This is a genomic window from Aquabacterium parvum (genome assembly GCF_001447195.1).
Lineage (GTDB): Bacteria > Pseudomonadota > Gammaproteobacteria > Burkholderiales > Burkholderiaceae_C > Aquabacterium > Aquabacterium parvum.
Genome location: NZ_LFRI01000561.1, coordinates 100,213 through 116,660, shown reverse-complemented (window position 1 = coordinate 116,660; position 16,448 = coordinate 100,213). Strand labels below are relative to the sequence as shown.

Below are 16,448 nucleotides of genomic sequence, written 5' to 3'. Positions count from 1 at the left end.
AATGGGGTTTTGCAGGGCGCCTGCGGCCACTGCGGGCCTTGTCACGTCCTGCCTGCGTCCTCAAAACCCTCTGACTTGGCACTTGTGGGTCACTTCGCGCCGGATCGCCGCGAAGAACGGGTTACGCGAAGTGCCCTGAAGCCTCTTCCTGCTGATCGACATGGGAATGCAGATCACAACCGTCGTGCTCGACGAAGCAGGAGAGCCCCGCTTCAATGCTGAGGTCCAAGTTGACCCCATTTCCCTGATGGTACTTGCCGAAACCAAAGAGGATCTGGTGCGTAGCAAGGGAGCGGAATGGGCTGCTGGCGCCATCCCTTTCTGGGGCAAGCAATTGGCCGATGCCGCGGTAAGCGCGCGTCCGCAAGCAGAGATTGAGCAGGTGGCCATCCAGGTGGCCATTGCTGCATGGCTGTTCGATTCGGTCTATGGGGGAATCGAGGCGGAGCTGTTCGCACACAGTAACCTGCATTTCACCGTGACGCCGCAAGGCGCGGTCAAGTATGACCGCTACCTGAGGTCCTGAGCTTCGCACCGGGCAGTCCGTTCGCGCTCTTCCAGCATCGCTACACTCACAGGTCCAATGGCATTCGAATTCGAAAGGTAGGTAGAGCGATGAGTGATCCCAAAATCAAGGAAATTCGGCGGACGACTGATGTTAACGAGGCCAACAAGTACTTGGCCGCTGGATGGGTGCTGCTGGCCACTGCTACAGGACAGGATGAGATGAACTATCCACTGACGGTGTATTCGCTGGGCCGGCCCGCCGAATCCCAAGACCCGGCGGACAAGGGGTAAGCCAGAACTCATGAGAGCGAGGCCGCCGAGGATTCACCCCCTTACTCACGTTGGGCCGTCAATTCGACTTGGTAGGTTTGAGCCCCAGGGGCATGGGTGACCTTAGCCGTGCCTCGCAAAATGGTGCCGTCAGGCTGAAGGACAGCTGCCCAGGTTTCCTTGGCAGCCGTCTGGCTGTTCGCTCGAAGAGACGGGGGCGCTTGGCCAGGGGTCGTGCCGACGCCCATCATGATCAGCACTCCGACCAGTAATACACATAGCACCGCCATCACGGCTGTGTGCTTTGTGCTGTCGGAGTATTGACCAGGCATCAGTTGCATCAGCCGGAGGCGGACCCGGTCGGCTGGTTCATTGACGGCTGGTCCAAAGCCACCCACAGCAATGAAAACACAGAGTATGAGGAAGACCAAGCCGATGTACATCGCCTTGAGGTTGTAGAAGGCGCTGGCGATGCTTGCGTCATCTGCAACGACCATGCTGGTGCCGATGCTGCGCAGGTCCTCGACGCTGAAATTCCCCATCAGGCACAGGACACCGATGAAGTTGAACGGGAGCATCAGCGCGAAGGCCGTCGCCTTGACGATTGGCCAGAAAGACGCCCAGAACGCCCTCAGGCGTGTAGCAGCGGTTGGAGCTTGGGTTTGGTCGGTCATGGTTTCCTCTGCAGGAAGTCGGTGAAGTGGTCAGGCCCGAGAACGGCTGTGTCAGCATGCTCATCCGGGTGCACGTCGAACTCGCCGCAATCAGGGCAGGTAAAGCAGGCGGCACCTGCAGGAAAAAATGCGGTTTCGGGTCCTCGGTGGCCGCAGCTGTCGCAGAAGAGGTTCATGGGCGCTCCAGAGGGTGGTGCTCGACGTCGACGTCGCCAAAAGGGATGGCGAGGGCCAGCTCATCTACCTCGTTCACGCCATGGCCCACGCAGGTGAGCTGCTCAAGCTCGGGGAAATGGGTGAAGTGGCTGATCGGCAGTGCCTCTTGCTTGTAGTCGTCCAGGTTGACCGGCGTGGCCACGTCGACGCCGGCTTTCAGCCGGAACACGGTGATGTTCTCGTCGTACGCCTCGCCGAGCTCGACGCCGGTTTGGGCTGTGAGAAGCACAAGGCGGTCGTGATCCCGCTCGAGCCGCATGGGAAGCAAGCCGAAGGCCTCGGCCGAGGCCCGGTTGTTGGTAAAGCCGGCCTGGACGCGGACCAGCCAGGCGCCGGAGCGCCAGTACGTGACGGACTCGAAAAGCATGTTTCTCTCCTGGAACAGGCGCGGGTCACAGGCCCCCCACGCGCGGGCGCAAGGGGCTGGAAACTGCTTTTCCCCCGTGGAAAACTGAATTTGGTATGATGAAAATGCGCTTCCTGGTCCTCACGGCGCCCAGGAAGTGGCCGAGAATGAATTTTGGGAACTGAAGGAGCACGCCATGGATGCATGGGACTACCTGGTCGCTGTAGTACGCGAGGCCTTGCAGGGCCTGGGCCGCGGCATGGCCGGGGCAGTACATGCGTACAGGGAGTCGGTGCAAATGCGGCCAGCTGTCGCGGACGGCTATCCCTATCACTGGACCAGGGCCGATGCCCGGCGAGTGGACGAGACGCTCTGGCAAGAGGGCGAGCAGATAGCCGATCATCCGGTTGGTGATCGTTCGATGTCGGACGACGAGGGCCATGGTCGGTGGACCGATCCCTCTTACGCTTACGAACCAGACAACATCTACCACGGCTCTCTTGTGGATCCCACGAGTGACCATCGTCAGTGAGCAGCAGTTCGTGGCTGAGACTGGTGAGCGTGGTGGCGTCCACGATGAACGTCCCGTTGGCTAGACGGTGGCCGTTCATTTTGGAATCCGATCGACTGCTGAGCGGTCGGGGACTGGGCCTTTCGGAATCAGGTCGACCGCACTCGGCGCCGGCGGAGCTGGAGGTTTGACGTCCGGCATCGGCCGATGGGTTCGGTCGATCTTTGCGATGTCGTTGGGACCGGAGGAGAAGCCGTCCGTGGGCGCGTTCTTCAAGCCCCGATCCATCAGGCCATCCAAGCGGGCCTTCTCGTCGTCGTTTTTCGCCTTCACTGAGCCCGAGCCAGCCATCGCGTCCCGCTGGATCTCAGCCGCGTCGCGGGTAGCTTGGCCTTCCAGTGGCGCCAGGTCAGTAGGCCGCTCCAGTGGGGCTGCCATGTCGACGCCCCCAGCGCCGGCCGCTCCCCCAACTGCTGCACGATTGCCAGCCCCCGAGCCACGAACAGTAGCGGCGCTCGCATTGCCGGGAGTGATGGCAGTTTGCGTGGCCAGGTTTTGGGTCCGATCCTTTGTGAACTGCTGATCCAGTCGACCATCGCCAAAGGCATCTGCTGACCGGAGGTGCCCACCACCGGCCAGGTAGTCGGATACGTCGTTGAATTCTCGCAGGGCTAGGAACGAGCCCTTGTCGTCCTGAGCAAGTTGGGTGCGGTTCAAGAAGAAACTCTTCATGGTCGCCGCGTGCTCTGCTGCGCTCATGTCGTTGGGGTCCTTACCCAGCGAAGACCACGCGTAGGCGTTGTACTCGCGCACGAAGTCGAAGCCGATCTGCTGAGTCGCGCTCTTGGCGGACTCGGCGGCCTGTGCGTACTCTTGGGACGATCGAAGTGCCACATCAGCGCTCTTCACGTAGCCGCGAGCTCGTGAAACGTCGGAGGAGATCCGTTTGGAAAGCTCTTTCGACTCGGTATCCCCTTCAGCGAACCCCTTTTGCTGGACAACAGATTCCAGTGTCGCCGCGCGGTTCTCAAGGCTCATGGTCCTGGCTTGATCGGTTGTACGCCTCAGAGCGTTGTCGATTTGCTCCGAATTGGCGCGCGAGCCAGCATGAGAAAGGCTTGTTCGAATACTGGCGCTGACCCCACCAAAGAATCCCTTCGCAGGGGAACTCACTGAGGCGTCAAGCGATGCATCCACCGCACTCCTGAGTTCACGTCTATTCGCTTCCGTGACGGAGATGCCAAGATTCTGAGCCAGGCTATCAACCAGTCGGTCCTGTTGGGCTGAAGAGAGCGCGTAGCTATCGCTCCGTCCGGCCTGCGTCAGGCGATCGAGGGATGTGCGATCACCTCGAGATTGCGCCCAAGCAATGGCTTCCTGGTAGTTGGCATTGAGAGATGACGACGCGCTGTCCAGTTGCCCATGGGCCAAGCTCTGCTGCTCCCGGGACATTTCGCTCCAGCGCTGGGTGCTTTGGAACACATCGGATACTTTGACAGGACTGCTGCCGAGCCTCGCCTCCGAGCGGCGAGCATCCGCATTGAAGGGGTTCCGGGCATCGAAGTAGGTAGAGCCGGCCACATTGTCCATCCGGACCATGTTGGCGTCGGTCTTCTGCATGGCCAGGCTGTAGTTGTCGAAACTGGCCGAGCCACCGCTAACGGTGCCGGTCATGGCTTCCGCTGTCTTGCGCCCGATCGTCGCGGCCATGCCAGAGGCACCGCTGGCCATGGCGCTGACGGCCTTGTCCATGCCGAAGAACAATCCGAAGCAGATCACGGGAACGAACTTCATGGCCATGCCAACCATGGCCAGGTCCGAAATCGCACCGGAGTAGATGGCGTCGGCATTGATCAAGGCCATGCCACTGCCTCCACCCGGGAGCGCACCTGCCATTGCCATGCGATGCGCAGCATAGGTGTTGCCCACGAAACTCACGGCCGCGTTCATGAACGGCCATGCTTCGATGCATACCAGGGCAAGGATGTACTTGATGCCCAGGGACCTCAGCCCTTCACCTTCGGTAGCAATCAGCAGCAGTGCCACGATGGGAAATGCAGCAATGAGGATGACATCGAGGATGTTCTTGAGGATGGCCAGCGAGGCGCTCACAGACTCGCCCTCGGCGATCAGCGAGGAATTGACCTGCACGGTGCCTTGCTGGCGCGCGAAGGCCTGCAGCACGGCCGCCGAGTCGCCCATCTGGGTGGCCATGGCCGCAGAGGCGTCGCTCATGACGTTGATGAGGGCGTTCTGGAGGATGATCGCGTTGGCATCAGCGCTCGCGGCCGCGATGTTGGCCTTGGAGTAGGCCGCGACCAGGCCGGGCTGGAGCAAGGCATTGGCAGCTGCTGCGTCCTTGGCCTGAGGGAAGACCATGGTGCCGATGCGCGTGAGCACGTCGTTGGTGGCTGCCGCAATCTTCAAGTCCAGGATCGCATAAACGGTGGGGCAGGTGGCGTACTTGTACTCGCCGCTGTCCCAGTAGGAGGCGAACAGTGCGTTGTTGGTGTTGGCGAACAAACCCCAGAGGTTGGTGGACTTCATCAGGTCGTCCATGCTGATGAGATGGCCCACAGAGGGGATGACGCAGTCCTTGACGTAGTTGGTCAGGTCGGTGCGCAGCACTGCATCCGGGATGTTCGCGCTTCGCGAGGCGTCGACCAGGCGGGCGCCGAACATCATCCCGTTTTGCAGGTAGCTCAGCTCCGACGGAAGGACGAAGTCGGGAGCACCACTGACGCCGGAGGGGATGGTCTGAAAACCGGCCTCACCCATGACCGTGAGGTCGTGGCCAAAGCCTGATTTCGTGCCAAACAGGAAGGCGAGGGCGTAGGGGACATTGGCGACCACGGCCGGCGAGCTGTGCCCCGTCGCATCTTCGATGATGACGTTTGCCTTCGGCGTGAAAAGGATGGACGACATCAGCGCGACCGTGACCAGCCACTTCCAGCCGCGGTGAGCATGAACGCCGGCGTGCATCATGTAGAGGATCATCGTCATGGCGCCGAAACCCAGCATCATGCGAATCATCGTCTTGTAGACGTCGTCGCCCATGATCATCACGACGCCGTTGAGCATCCCGTAGAGGGCGCTCACATCGCCGTAGGTGTAGATCGTAAAGTCCATGGCCTGGCTCAGCGACCGCGCATTGCGCTCATGTGATTGGAGAAGGTCATCATGTTCTGCAGTCCTTGTGGCAAGGTCGCGTACATCTGCCGCTCGGTGTCAACGATGTTGGTGACCATGGCCGACATGCCGATGTTGTCGGTGGCCTTGATGTGGCGCTGGCCCTCGAGCTGGTTGATGAGGGCATCCATGCGCGAGATCATGTTGTCGACCTCGATGTCCTCTACGCCGCGGCGATGCGCGCCGTTGGCGAGGTAGACCTTGGCGTCGAGGATCGACCGGGAGAGGAAGTTGTAGGCGAAGTCGTAGCCGATCACGTCGGCATAACGATTCGTCAGCGAGCGAGCCAGATCGTCGCGCCGAGACATGTAGCCCACGCGGAGCATCATGCCTATCGGCAAGGACGAGTAGTTCACGAAGTTCTGGTCGGAGAGGGACGGCTCCTTGTTGTTCCACAGGGCGTTCAGCAGCGCGGTCATGCGGTTGAACGCCTGTTGGGCGAAGGGGGTGAACACTTTGGTGGTGGTGTTCTTGGGGTTGAGGCATTCGGGGTCGGCGTCCTCATCGCAGCTCCACCAGCCCGCGATGGCCACGTCACCTGGCTGAGCGCTGGAGGGAGGAGTGGTGTTGCCCTTCTCCAGAACGTTCAAGCTGTCCAAGACCGGGGGAATGGTCTGATTGGTGTCGCCGCTGCTGTCGCGCTTGGCGCGCACGATCACGGTGCCCGTGACGTTCATGTAGAGCTCGCGCTGCTCATGCGTGAGCTTGGTCTTCTTGAGCGCGTCCCAGATCAGGTTCACATCGCGTTGGGCAACGGCACGGACGGCGGGGTTGCTGTCACTGGCCGCTGCCTGGTTCACGTCGGGAGCCTGGTCCTGGCACTTCGTGCGGGCCTCTTCCTCGTCCTTGGCAAACAGCCGCTGAACCTTCATGCACGCGCTGTAGGTATCGGCCGTCTTCTTTCCCATGAGGCCATCGAGTGCCATCTCTGCACTGCGGCAGGTGTTCGAGAAGAAGTTGGACGCGTCTTGCACCTGCTTGAGCAGCATTTCGATCTTGCCGCCGATCAGCGGTGTGATCGTGCTGATCGCGGCAGAGAAGAGCAGGCCCACGGAGTTGTTGCCGATCTGCTGAAGCATCTGCTTGAACTTCTCGGTGTTGATCCACGAGAAAGAGCCCAAGCGCAGGTCGACGCCGCCACAGCCCGCCTTCATGGACGGCAGGTCGTAGCTCATCATCTGGTAGTTCTGGACAGGCGTGCGGACCTGCAGGCCACCCAGGGCGGCGATGTTGCTGCTCTGGGAGTGGTAGACGTTGGGGGGCGTGTCATTGGCCATCATTCCCGAGGCCTTGAACATGTCCGCCATTTCGGTCTGCAGACTTGCCTGCGCGGGCGTCAAGCCGGCCGGTGCGGCCAGCAGCAGGGTGAGAGAGCAGGCGACGGCGACGGATCGGCGAGAGGGCAGTTTCCGGGTGAGATGGCGCATGGGGCCTCCGTGGTCTTGTTGGGGCTGTTGATCAGGGGCGGACAGGCGTGACGCCGGCGGCGGCGGCCGTGCGTCCCAGGGCTGCCGCCGTGCCTGCAGGAGCTTGCCAGCCCGGCGATCGGGCATCGGATCGAGCGCGGGTTGCCTCCCGGGCGAAGAGGTCGAGGCGTTCGCTCAGCTCGTCCTCGTTCATCACACCAAAGCCGACTGGAACGATTTCCTGGGGTGCTGTGGGCTTGGCCAGAACGGTGAAGGGCACGACGAACTGTTCGCGTGGAATGCCCAACTGGTCGACGAAGCGCCCGGCGATGCCGTTGTTTGGGACAGCGTCCGGGAAGTCGGGGATGGTGGCGCCATCCATCGTCACCGGGAAGATGGTCAGACCATGGCGGAGCGCGAAGCGCTTGAGCAGAGGGGCGTAGGCGTGGCAGTAGGGACAGTCGCTCTTGAAGAAGAAAAAGATGCCGTGCGTTTTCGCCAGGGCCTTGATGTTGGCTTCTTGGGATTGGCGAGAGGCCGCGTCCCATGCGGCCGTCGCCGCCGGATTCGGGGGACGTACGTTCTGGCCGTTGTAGCGGTCATCGACCATGGGATTGAGCGCAGCCACGCGCATGCCGGCGTCAGTGAAGACGGCGGCCTTGCGCCTGGTCTCAGCCATGAGCGTCAACACTCGAACGATGTTCTTGTCGCTCGGGTTGATGGTGGCGATCTTCATTGCATCGTCCAACTGCTTCTGGAATGAGGAGAACTTGGCCAGGTCCAGCTCATCCTCATTCGGAGCCGGTGAGGCTGCCGGCGGGTTCTTTGCCTGCTCCGGCTTCTTGTCCTTGGGCTCTGGAGCCTTGTCCTCGTACCAGAACCAGCCTTCGCCCCGACGCTCGTAGAAGGGAAGTTGCTCTGACGAGGTGGCCTGGGCAAACGCGGGCGTTGCGCTGGCCACCGCCAGGAAAACGACGAGCATCGCTTTGATGCGCGCGGCGATGAGCTGGGTCACTGTTGGCATTTGCCTGCTCCGTAGTAGCACTCTGGGGCGCTGCTGCCTGCCTTGTCGATCAGGCTGTCGGTAGAGGGAATCACGGGCTTGATGTCCGCATAGAAGTCGCTGAAATCGATCTGGGAGAAATCGAGGCTCTGCAGCTGCTCCACGGTGAAGCCCGTGCAGTCCGGGTTGTCCGGATTGCTCTTGCTGCCCCAGCCCTTACCGATCTGAGCCCGGCCTTGCTCGTTGATGATTCGCCCCAGCTTCGAGTTGAAGCAGCAGTAGGACTCGGACTCCTCGATCGTGATACCCAGTGGCCCTTTCTTGGAGGTCCACTTCCAGTTCCAGTGGCACAGTCCTTGTTCGCGCTTCTGAGACAGTTCCATGACCTGGTCCCAGTCGGACTTGCAGGCCAGCAGCAAAGTGCCGCCGCCGCCCACCGAGTCGAGGATCGTTCGGCTGTCGCAGCAATCGACGAAGCCCAGGACGTAGTTCTTGCACTTCAAGGCCTTGCCCTTGAAGATGGTCATGGTTGCTGTGTCCAGGTCTTCGGATGCCTCGGCTGCTGCGGCGAGCTGGCTCACAGAGGTCACAAACTGAGTGGGCGGCTGGCTGGCCTGGTTGGTGCTGTCGTAGCAGGAGCCGCCAGAGCAGAACGTGCTGGGGCCGCAGTTGACGGCAGCGTTGTACTTGGCTTCGGCGGTGGGGCACTGAAGAGGGAAGCTGACGCTGGAACATGAGCCGCCAGGTCCTGCCACGCTGCACACGGAAGGGTTGACCTGGTTGCACTGGGTTGCGTCGGACGCCGAGCACGTCGAGCTCGTCGCAAGGTCAGAGCATGAGAAGGTGTTCTGGTAGCGCCAGCAGCTCTTGTAGACGGCCTTGCCGTCGAACACTCGCGTCTCTGGACCCTCAAGGCAGACGCTGTTCGTACGCGCGCACTGATGAGGCATATTGAGCGCATTCAGTGGTAGCGAGTAGCTGGTGTGTGCTGTGTTGTCGCCATCAGGTGGCAGCGCTCCGGCGGGGACCATCTTTTCATAGGGCTCGCACTCATTGATGGTCATTTCCTGAGCCTTCTGGGTCATGTGGGGCTCTTCGAAAGACAGGGTGCCCCAATGCTCCTCACGACCAGGCCACACAAAGTGGAACGATTTCGTGCACGTACCACCTTGGCACCCGGGACCGTATTCGTAGACTTGGACGCCCTTGCAGCCGCCGCCCCAATGGGGCGACAGGTCTGCGACCTTGTGGGCCCATGGGTCCGAGGTCGGGGTGTTCATGTCGACCTCGAACTGTTGCCAGCCCATGCATGCACCCTTGCCACCATAGGCCCAGACGCGATACGTCCTGCGTCCGTCCAGGCGGGTTGGTTCGCACAACGCCTGAATCTCCATCTTGTCGGCGCCGTTGCGGAAAACTGTGGTTGCTGAGAACCAGGTTCCCGGCGTGCATGAGTACCGATCCGAGCCGAGTATGTTGAAGCTCTTCTGGCAGCTTGCAGTGCTGGTGTTGGTGAAATCCAGGCTGCAGGTCTTCTCAGCGAACTGGGCGGCCGATTGCACTTCCGGGGTGGTGGTGGTGCAAGCGTTGTAGGTGGTAGAGAAGTCACCCAGGATTGCTTGAGGGTTCGTGACAGCGGTACGGCCCGCAAGGGCCTTGTCGTCCAGACGGATGTAGACCTTCTGGCGGTTCTGGGTGCCTGAATTCACGCCTGCGCAGGTTGCGTCGTTCGGGTTCGCGGTGCACTTGGCTCGCAAGGCTGCGGTCGCTGCAGTGGGGTTCTGTGCGTAGGCCTCCGTCTCTGGGGTGGATGTCTGGCCCTTGTAGGTCGGCAGATTCTGTTTCGCCGTGTCGTTGTTGATGGTGCCGGCCAGATCGCTGTTGCGAGCCTTGCCCAGCGCCTTCGCATCGTTGAAGATCTGCTGGGGATCGTTGTCAGCTGCTCGAACTGGGGGCGGACTTGTCAGGACCAGGAAGGAGACGAGTACGAGCACCACCCACGGCAAGCCGGCGAGCGACTTGGGCGTGGCCCAGGTCGCTCTGATGCCGCGGGAGCGGCCCTCGGTCGGGGCGTGGGCTTGCTGCCTCATTTTGCAAAGCCCTCCCGGTCGCTCAACTGCTTGAGCGAAGTGGTGGCCTGGGCCGCCAGGTATGGATGGGCTGAACGCTCGATCTCCTCCAGTGCGTAGCGCAGTGAGACATCTCCGGCGACCTTGGCGAAGTTGGCCTGGCCGTTGCAGCGTTGATCCTGACACGATTGCATGGATGCACCAGGTTCAACCATCACGGTCACAGGAACTGCAGTGATCCCATAGAGCTTGAACAGGCGAGGGTCGATCATCCAAGACACCTTGCGTTCACCGATGACGTCTTTCACGGCCATGGCTGTAGCGGTCAAGGACTTGTCCACCAGACCCCGAAGAACGAGCGTTGCGCCAGCGCGTTCGGCCTGCTGGACGATCCGTGCCAACGCGTCCTTCGGCATGCCCAGGCTCACGAAGACGAAGAGCCCGTCAGGGATGCGGTTGTCGGCCGTGCCTGACTGCTGTGCAGCACCTTTGGTCGCCTCGAAGCGCCTGGCCAGGCCTTCGAGATCGATCGGCGGCTGCGCACCCGGACGAGTTGCTGCGCTGGGAAGTTGGACCTGGCCCGGAACGCCGGCGGGTGCAGCCGGGACGCGCGGGATGGTCTGGGCCCGAGCTGCAACGCACAGCACACCCAGGATCAGAACCAGGCTCAAGCGGTATCGATCACTTTTGGACATAGGAGGCGCAGCAGTTGCGTTTGCGGAAGATCTGGTAGACGTAGTCCTCGCCCCGAACCGGGAATTCCATGCCTGCACCCCACAGGACGGATGAACGCCCAAGGGGCGAGCAGCATTGGCCTGCAATCGTGGTCTGGTTGAGGGGGTAGACGAGGCTCTTCTTGTAGGCCGACTTCGTCATCAAGGGGGCGACCTTGGGGCCGCAGACGGCCTCCTCGCCCCAATACTGGCGGGCGAGGAACTCGCGGTGCATCTTGAAGAGCATGCGGGTGACGATCAATGCTGACGCTTCGATACCACCGATATGTTCCTGAACGTGGCCGTTGGCGGGGTACATGATCCCGTTGCAGCCGGCGCACCACATCATCAAATCGATCGGCATACCGACCATCGAAGCCACGCAGTCCGCCACGCATGTCATGGCAGCCGGAAGGCTCGCGAAAAGCACGGCCTCTGGGTTGAGCAGCAGGGTCGTTTCATCGCTGTTCCACATCGGGTCCAGCTCGGTCACGTAGGCGACGTCGAAAGCGCCGTCCTCGAGGCAATCCAGGCCGGACAACAGGCCAAGGATGTAGAGCAGGGGGTTGACGTAGACGTGAGCCTGATAGAAAGATGCATTGGCACCGCCTCCGATGACCGTGCGCGAGTCCTGGCCCGCCTCTGGGGCCGTGCTGGTCATGCCGATGGAGACACCGCCAAGGCCCGGGAAGCAGTTGGGTGTGCGAACGACCTCGACCATCCGTGCTGGCTCCCAGAAGCCGATCTCCAGACCGATCTTGACCCAAGGAAACATTGATGTTGGGCAGATGCAAATGGGGCTGCCCGGGTTGGGGCGGTCGTCTTGCTTGGGTGTGGGCGTGAGGTTGGCTGCGCCGATGGTGATGGGCAGCATGCAGGACCAGCAGATGTCCGTGATCGGGTTGGCCATCCGGCCAAAGCAGGTGCCTGGAGCCACCGCATTTGCATGGGTGGCCAGTAGAAGCAGGACGACCGCGCCAAGGCTGCGCAGCCAGCTGTGGAGGCGGTGCATCATGACTTTCCGTCTTTCTCTGCAGCTGGCGCGATCACTTCGTCGATCCGCATGACCTTGCCTTCCTGGTAAACCCAGGCAGGCACTTGCTGGATGCCGAAGCGTTTGACCAGCAGCCCTTGCTGGTCAAAGAACAGCCGGACCTTCCACCGATCCATGAGGTCGTACACCGCGCCGCCGACGAGGATGGGCGTGACACCCGATCCGAGCTTGGCGATGGCCTGTTTCGCATAGGCCAGCTGCGCAGGATCCCTGGCGTCGAAGAACAACATGCTGCGCTTGAGCTGGACGTGGTCCAGGGGGTTCGTGACAGTGCCTCTGGGCACAACGACACGGCCCTTGTCATCGATGATGTTCTCTTCGATGGAGATGGAGGGGTTCCAGTAGCGGGTGCGCGCCACCATCGTGCGATTGAGCCCTTGGACCGGCTTCGGTTCGCGGATGGAAGCAATGGCGCGCTGCCGTCCCTCAGCCTGGATTCGAGCGAGCTCACCGCTGGCTTCCTTCTTTCGGAGCGTGGCAGTGATGTCTTCAAGCAGATCGGGTTCCTTGATCTCGTAGGTCGGGCCCAGTGTTCCAAGGTCGCTCGAATAAGTCTTGGCCCCGCCGGTGGAAGCGATCGAGGCGAGCGACAGCGCCAGGACCAGCTTCGTGAGGTGCGCGACGGCGTTGGATTGGCGCAAAGGAAGGTGTGCCATGGACGCCTCAGAAGATCTTGATGGCCCGGCCGAGGAACGTGTTCACCGGCACCAGCCCCATGGCTGCGTACCGCGAGTCCAGGGCATCGCGGTCAGTGCCCTGAACCCAAACATGGCCAGGAGGAATCACGCCACCTTCAGATGCCTGCAGCGGCACGCTCTTCAGAGGCTTGGCCCAGCCCAGCTCTTCCAGCTTGCGGGTGGTCCAGCTCTTCTTGGCTACTCCCGATCGTTCCTTGGCGTGCCCCAGGGGGTGACCATCAAGGAAGAAGTCGCGGCCCGAGCGTTCGATCCGATCGCCAGGGATACCGGCCAACACCTTGACGATGCCATCGCCCGGACTGTGTCCGCCGATGTCTTGTCCGGTGTAGATGAACGCCACAAGTTCCCCCTTCTTCGGCGTGGTGCCTTTGAGGACCAGGACCAGGTGGGCATCGATGCTCTGTGTTGTCACGAACCCGATCGCAAGGTGCTGTGAAGTCACCCAAACAGCCAGAAAGAGAGCGATGACCCACGGCAGCCGGCGGCGCGCGATGGCGGGCTGGGTGGCTTTGTACCTGCTCCAGCGCTCATCCCAGCCAGGGCGGCGGGTCACGAGATCCACCAGAAGGGTGGTGAGAGCGATCGGCTGGTGCGGGCCCTGTGGGCTTGGTGCCGTGGTCATGGTGCGTTTCCGGGGGAGGTCTGGGGAGCGAGCTGGCCGGCCCCCAGCCCTTGCTGGGGAACGGGCACGCGGAACTCGGCCGGATCCACCGTCAGCCCGTAGGCGGCCTTGATCGCAACGGTGTAGTCGGGCACGGCCAGGGTGCTTCCGAAAACTGCCGGGCTGGCGATCAGCAGGCAACCGCAGCGACGTGAGAAGTCTTGCAACTGCTTGGACATGTCCTGGCCAGCCTGTGCTCCCAGGGCATCGGCTGGCATGTTCGAGGAGCCTGAGAGCAGCTTCTTGATGGCAACCGCCTGGTTCGCTGCAAAGATCTGCCCGATATCTACGGTTCCGAGCCGGGGGGTACGTGGATCACGAACAAATCGGTCGTAGACCAGAAGCGCACAGGCTGTCAGAACGATGGAGGTCATCGCAGCGATCAGGACGATGCGGATGCCGGTCGAGGGTTGATCCTGGCTGGTCATCGCGCTGTCGTCAGGAACAGAGGCGGAATGGGCATCGCCTCCTTGGGGGGATTTGGTGGTCGTGTCACTCATGCGGGCTCCGTGATGCCTCGGGCGGCGAGCAGATCGTCGATGGCCTGGGCTGTGCTCATGCCCGCCGCCATGCGCTCGTCAAGCGGGTTGTTGTCTTCGGCACGATTGCTGAACAGCAGCACCTTCGAGGGGTTGAGCAGCAGGCGGATCACGCCCTTGTAGATCTTGGAGTGCAAGTACCACTCCTTGTAGTAGCCGGATTCGCCGGAGAGCGTGCCGATGAGGCGCTTGAGCTGGTCGTCCATGATGAAAGACTCGGACTTTGCAGCTGCGGCGATGGAGGTCTCTGACTGCGACCCCATGAAGATGAAGTCCGACTGGTTGAAGATGCTGCGTCCTGCCGCAGACACCATCCAGTGCGCAACGTCCTGAGATGCGGTGATGGCCGAGCCACCGTACTTGCGCACGCGCAGGTACATGTTTTCCAGGAACTCGCCAGAGGCCTGGTCGTCGGGGCCGTGGCCGGCCAGGTCGTCCTTGGCCTCGTCCAGGATGAAGATCTTGCGGCGCTTGCGCTCGACCAGGAACTCCTGTGTCGTCTTGTACATGAGGATCTGGCGAATCACCCCGTGGAGGTGCTGGTTGGCCTCCAGATCCTGTGTTTCGTAGACGATGAAATCGTTGCTGAAGTCGATGTTGCAAACGCCGTTGAACCACTTCTCGTAGACGCCGCCAACACACCAGGGCGCGAGCATGTCGTAGAGGTCCAGGTAGCGCTGATCGACGGGGCGGTCCTCGTAGATGCGGCCCGTGCGGTATCGCTCGCGCACGTCCGTGATGGTCATCTCGCGACCCTTTTTGATGAACTCTTCCTTGATGACGGTCGCGATCGTTGCGTAGACGGCGGGATCGAGGTCCTGGCTCGGGGATGCCATCTTGGCCACCATGGGCTGCAGCAGCGCCACGTCGTCGTCAATGCCGCCGCACATCTCGCCATCGATCTCCATGGGCTCACTGACCATGGAGAACGGGTTGACGCAAATGCGGGATTGGCTGACGAAGCGAATGAACTGGCCGTTCAGGCGTTCGGCGATTTTCTGGAACGAGCGGCCTTTCTCGGAAACACGGACCTTGGCGCCGCAGCTGTAATACGACTCGGCGATCTCCTGCAGGAGCGTGGACTTGCCCGAGCCGGTGGCTCCGACGACGGATGCGTTCTTGCCGCCAAACTCATTGTCGAAAAGGTCGATGGGCGCAATCTGCCCGCGTCGGCCTACGCCGAGAAGGACGGGCGTGCCAGTGCCACGGCCTTCAGCAATGAGCGGAGCCAGGTGAATGGCGTTGCCGCTGTGCTTGGGCGTGAGCTGCTTGTTGAAGCGCATCTCGTCGGCGAAGCCCTTTGACATGGTCATTGGCAAGCTGCCATACCAGTATTGCTCCTGGCGACGCAGGGCCACCTTCAGCTCGAAGCCGCGGCTGTAGAAGATGTTGCGCATCGCGTTTTGAGCGCGGTTTGCCAGCTTCGGATTGGCATAGAGGCCCACGCACATGTAGGCATCCAGCATCTTGCGACCATCGTTGAGTGCCTTGCGCGTCGCAGCCCACTCCTTGGCCTTTTTGGTCATGCCGGGGTCGATCTGGGCCATCTCAGACTGGGCATCCTTCTCGGCCTTGATCGAGTTGACAGTCGCGCCGGCCTTCTCCTTGTTCTGGTCGCCGATCCAGGTGCCAAGCGTGATGCTGTAGGGGCAGGGGACCTGCAGGGCGGGTTGGAACAGATCTCCGATCAGCATGCCCATGTTCCAGAGCGCGTTTCGCTCGGGGTACTTGTCGACCACCATCATGCGCAGATCAATGGTGTGCTTCTCCTCGGCTCCGCCCTGGGCCAGGATGGCCCGGCGCGGATCTCGCCAGTTCGAGTAGGCGTCAGGGCCCACGCATTGTTCGTTGATGAGGCGGCTCTCGTCGTAGGTGAGGTGCGCGCGCTCGCCATAGAAGCGCTGCGCGTTGCAGAAGTCAGCAGTCCAGTTGATGAGCTCTGTGGCATTCCAGTTGCGCACGTGGAACCCAGCCGTGCGGAACGTGGACATGATCTGATCGCGCAGTTCGGAGAGCTCGCTCACGCGGCTCGTGTCGTCAACCCCGCCAGGCAATGTGAAGCAGAAGAAGCCCTTGTAATCTCGAATCATGAGGGGAACCGAGGGCACCAGCGACTCCATGACACCGGACTTCATGAACGCGAAGCGGCTCCGTGCCATGGACCGTGAGATGTTCTCGTGGCGGCCTGGTCGACCGAACTGGGCCATGACACCCGAATGGTTCAGATCGTTTCTTCGCATGGAAGCGTAGCGCTTCAGCAGGTCATCGATGTGTGGCGATGCGAAGAGGGTGAACTGCTGGCCGGTGTTGTCTGGCAGGATGGAGTAGATGCCCTTCAGGCTGTCGACCATGGACTGATCAGCACCCGTCTGTGGGGTGAAGCCGATCACGCAACCGATGGAGTCTTCGTTCACAAAGACCTCGTTTGCCTTGTCGTACGCTCGATACGGCAACCAATGGGCCAGCCGGTCGGATGGGTCGGAAGGGTCCACCTCCACTTCGCCGCTGGCAAAGTGCTGGGAGACATCGAACAACTCGATGGGCTTGGCAGCCATCAGGCGCTTCAACTGGTCCAACATTTGGGCTTCCTGA

Annotated in this window: 15 protein-coding genes; 3 read left to right on the top strand and 12 right to left on the bottom strand. The window is 61.5% G+C overall.

Features of this window, described 5'->3' with window-relative positions; genetic code table 11:
- Positions 1-160 precede the first annotated feature (160 nt).
- Positions 161-526, top strand: coding sequence for a hypothetical protein (locus ABG80_RS20695; protein WP_058089436.1), 366 nt, complete (start codon positions 161-163; stop codon positions 524-526).
- Between the two features lie 89 nt (positions 527-615).
- On the top strand, positions 616-798 hold the full coding sequence (locus tag ABG80_RS20690) for a hypothetical protein (protein WP_058089435.1): 183 nt from the start codon (positions 616-618) through the stop codon (positions 796-798).
- Between the two features lie 41 nt (positions 799-839).
- On the opposite strand, the gene ABG80_RS20685 is transcribed toward ABG80_RS20690, so the two are convergent.
- Entirely contained in the window at positions 840-1,451 is a 612-nt protein-coding gene (locus tag ABG80_RS20685) for a hypothetical protein (RefSeq protein ID WP_058089434.1), read from the bottom strand.
- Between the two features lie 172 nt (positions 1,452-1,623).
- On the bottom strand, positions 1,624-2,034 hold the full coding sequence (locus tag ABG80_RS20680) for a hypothetical protein (RefSeq protein ID WP_058089433.1): 411 nt from the start codon (positions 2,032-2,034) through the stop codon (positions 1,624-1,626).
- Positions 2,035-2,209: 175 nt separating this feature from the next.
- Between ABG80_RS20680 and ABG80_RS20675 the strand changes: the two genes are divergently transcribed.
- Positions 2,210-2,545 carry a hypothetical protein gene (locus ABG80_RS20675; protein WP_152987774.1) on the top strand — a complete coding sequence of 112 codons (336 nt, stop codon included), beginning with the start codon at positions 2,210-2,212 and terminating at the stop codon, positions 2,543-2,545.
- Positions 2,546-2,620: 75 nt separating this feature from the next.
- On the opposite strand, the gene ABG80_RS20670 is transcribed toward ABG80_RS20675, so the two are convergent.
- The 10 genes from ABG80_RS20670 to traC form a co-directional block, all read right to left on the bottom strand.
- Complete coding sequence (locus ABG80_RS20670; protein ID WP_058089431.1) at positions 2,621-5,653, bottom strand: conjugal transfer protein TraG N-terminal domain-containing protein; 3,033 nt, start codon at positions 5,651-5,653, stop codon at positions 2,621-2,623.
- Positions 5,654-5,661: 8 nt separating this feature from the next.
- Positions 5,662-7,140, bottom strand: coding sequence for a conjugal transfer protein TraH (locus ABG80_RS20665; RefSeq protein WP_058089430.1), 1,479 nt, complete (start codon positions 7,138-7,140; stop codon positions 5,662-5,664).
- A gap of 31 nt (positions 7,141-7,171) precedes the next feature.
- Complete coding sequence (traF, locus tag ABG80_RS20660; RefSeq protein ID WP_058089429.1) at positions 7,172-8,134, bottom strand: conjugal transfer protein TraF; 963 nt, start codon at positions 8,132-8,134, stop codon at positions 7,172-7,174.
- Positions 8,131-10,212: a conjugal transfer protein TraN gene (locus tag ABG80_RS20655; RefSeq protein WP_058089428.1), complete on the bottom strand. Its 2,082-nt coding sequence runs from the start codon at positions 10,210-10,212 to the stop codon at positions 8,131-8,133. The genes traF and ABG80_RS20655 overlap by 4 nt, the downstream gene beginning before the upstream one ends.
- Positions 10,209-10,886: a type-F conjugative transfer system pilin assembly protein TrbC gene (gene trbC / locus ABG80_RS23900; protein WP_058089427.1), complete on the bottom strand. Its 678-nt coding sequence runs from the start codon at positions 10,884-10,886 to the stop codon at positions 10,209-10,211. The genes ABG80_RS20655 and trbC overlap by 4 nt, the downstream gene beginning before the upstream one ends.
- On the bottom strand, positions 10,873-11,814 hold the full coding sequence (locus tag ABG80_RS20645) for a TraU family protein (protein WP_235513980.1): 942 nt from the start codon (positions 11,812-11,814) through the stop codon (positions 10,873-10,875). Before ABG80_RS20645 ends, trbC begins: the two co-directional genes overlap by 14 nt.
- A gap of 101 nt (positions 11,815-11,915) precedes the next feature.
- Positions 11,916-12,599: a type-F conjugative transfer system protein TraW gene (gene traW, locus ABG80_RS20640; protein WP_235513979.1), complete on the bottom strand. Its 684-nt coding sequence runs from the start codon at positions 12,597-12,599 to the stop codon at positions 11,916-11,918.
- 22 nt (positions 12,600-12,621) lie between these two features.
- Positions 12,622-13,278 carry a S26 family signal peptidase gene (locus ABG80_RS20635; RefSeq protein WP_058089424.1) on the bottom strand — a complete coding sequence of 219 codons (657 nt, stop codon included), beginning with the start codon at positions 13,276-13,278 and terminating at the stop codon, positions 12,622-12,624.
- A complete protein-coding gene (locus ABG80_RS20630; RefSeq protein ID WP_058089423.1) occupies positions 13,275-13,817 on the bottom strand; it encodes a hypothetical protein in 543 nt (180 codons plus the stop codon). Before ABG80_RS20630 ends, ABG80_RS20635 begins: the two co-directional genes overlap by 4 nt.
- Positions 13,814-16,435, bottom strand: coding sequence for a type IV secretion system protein TraC (traC, locus tag ABG80_RS20625; protein ID WP_058089422.1), 2,622 nt, complete (start codon positions 16,433-16,435; stop codon positions 13,814-13,816). Before traC ends, ABG80_RS20630 begins: the two co-directional genes overlap by 4 nt.
- Positions 16,436-16,448: the final 13 nt, after the last annotated feature.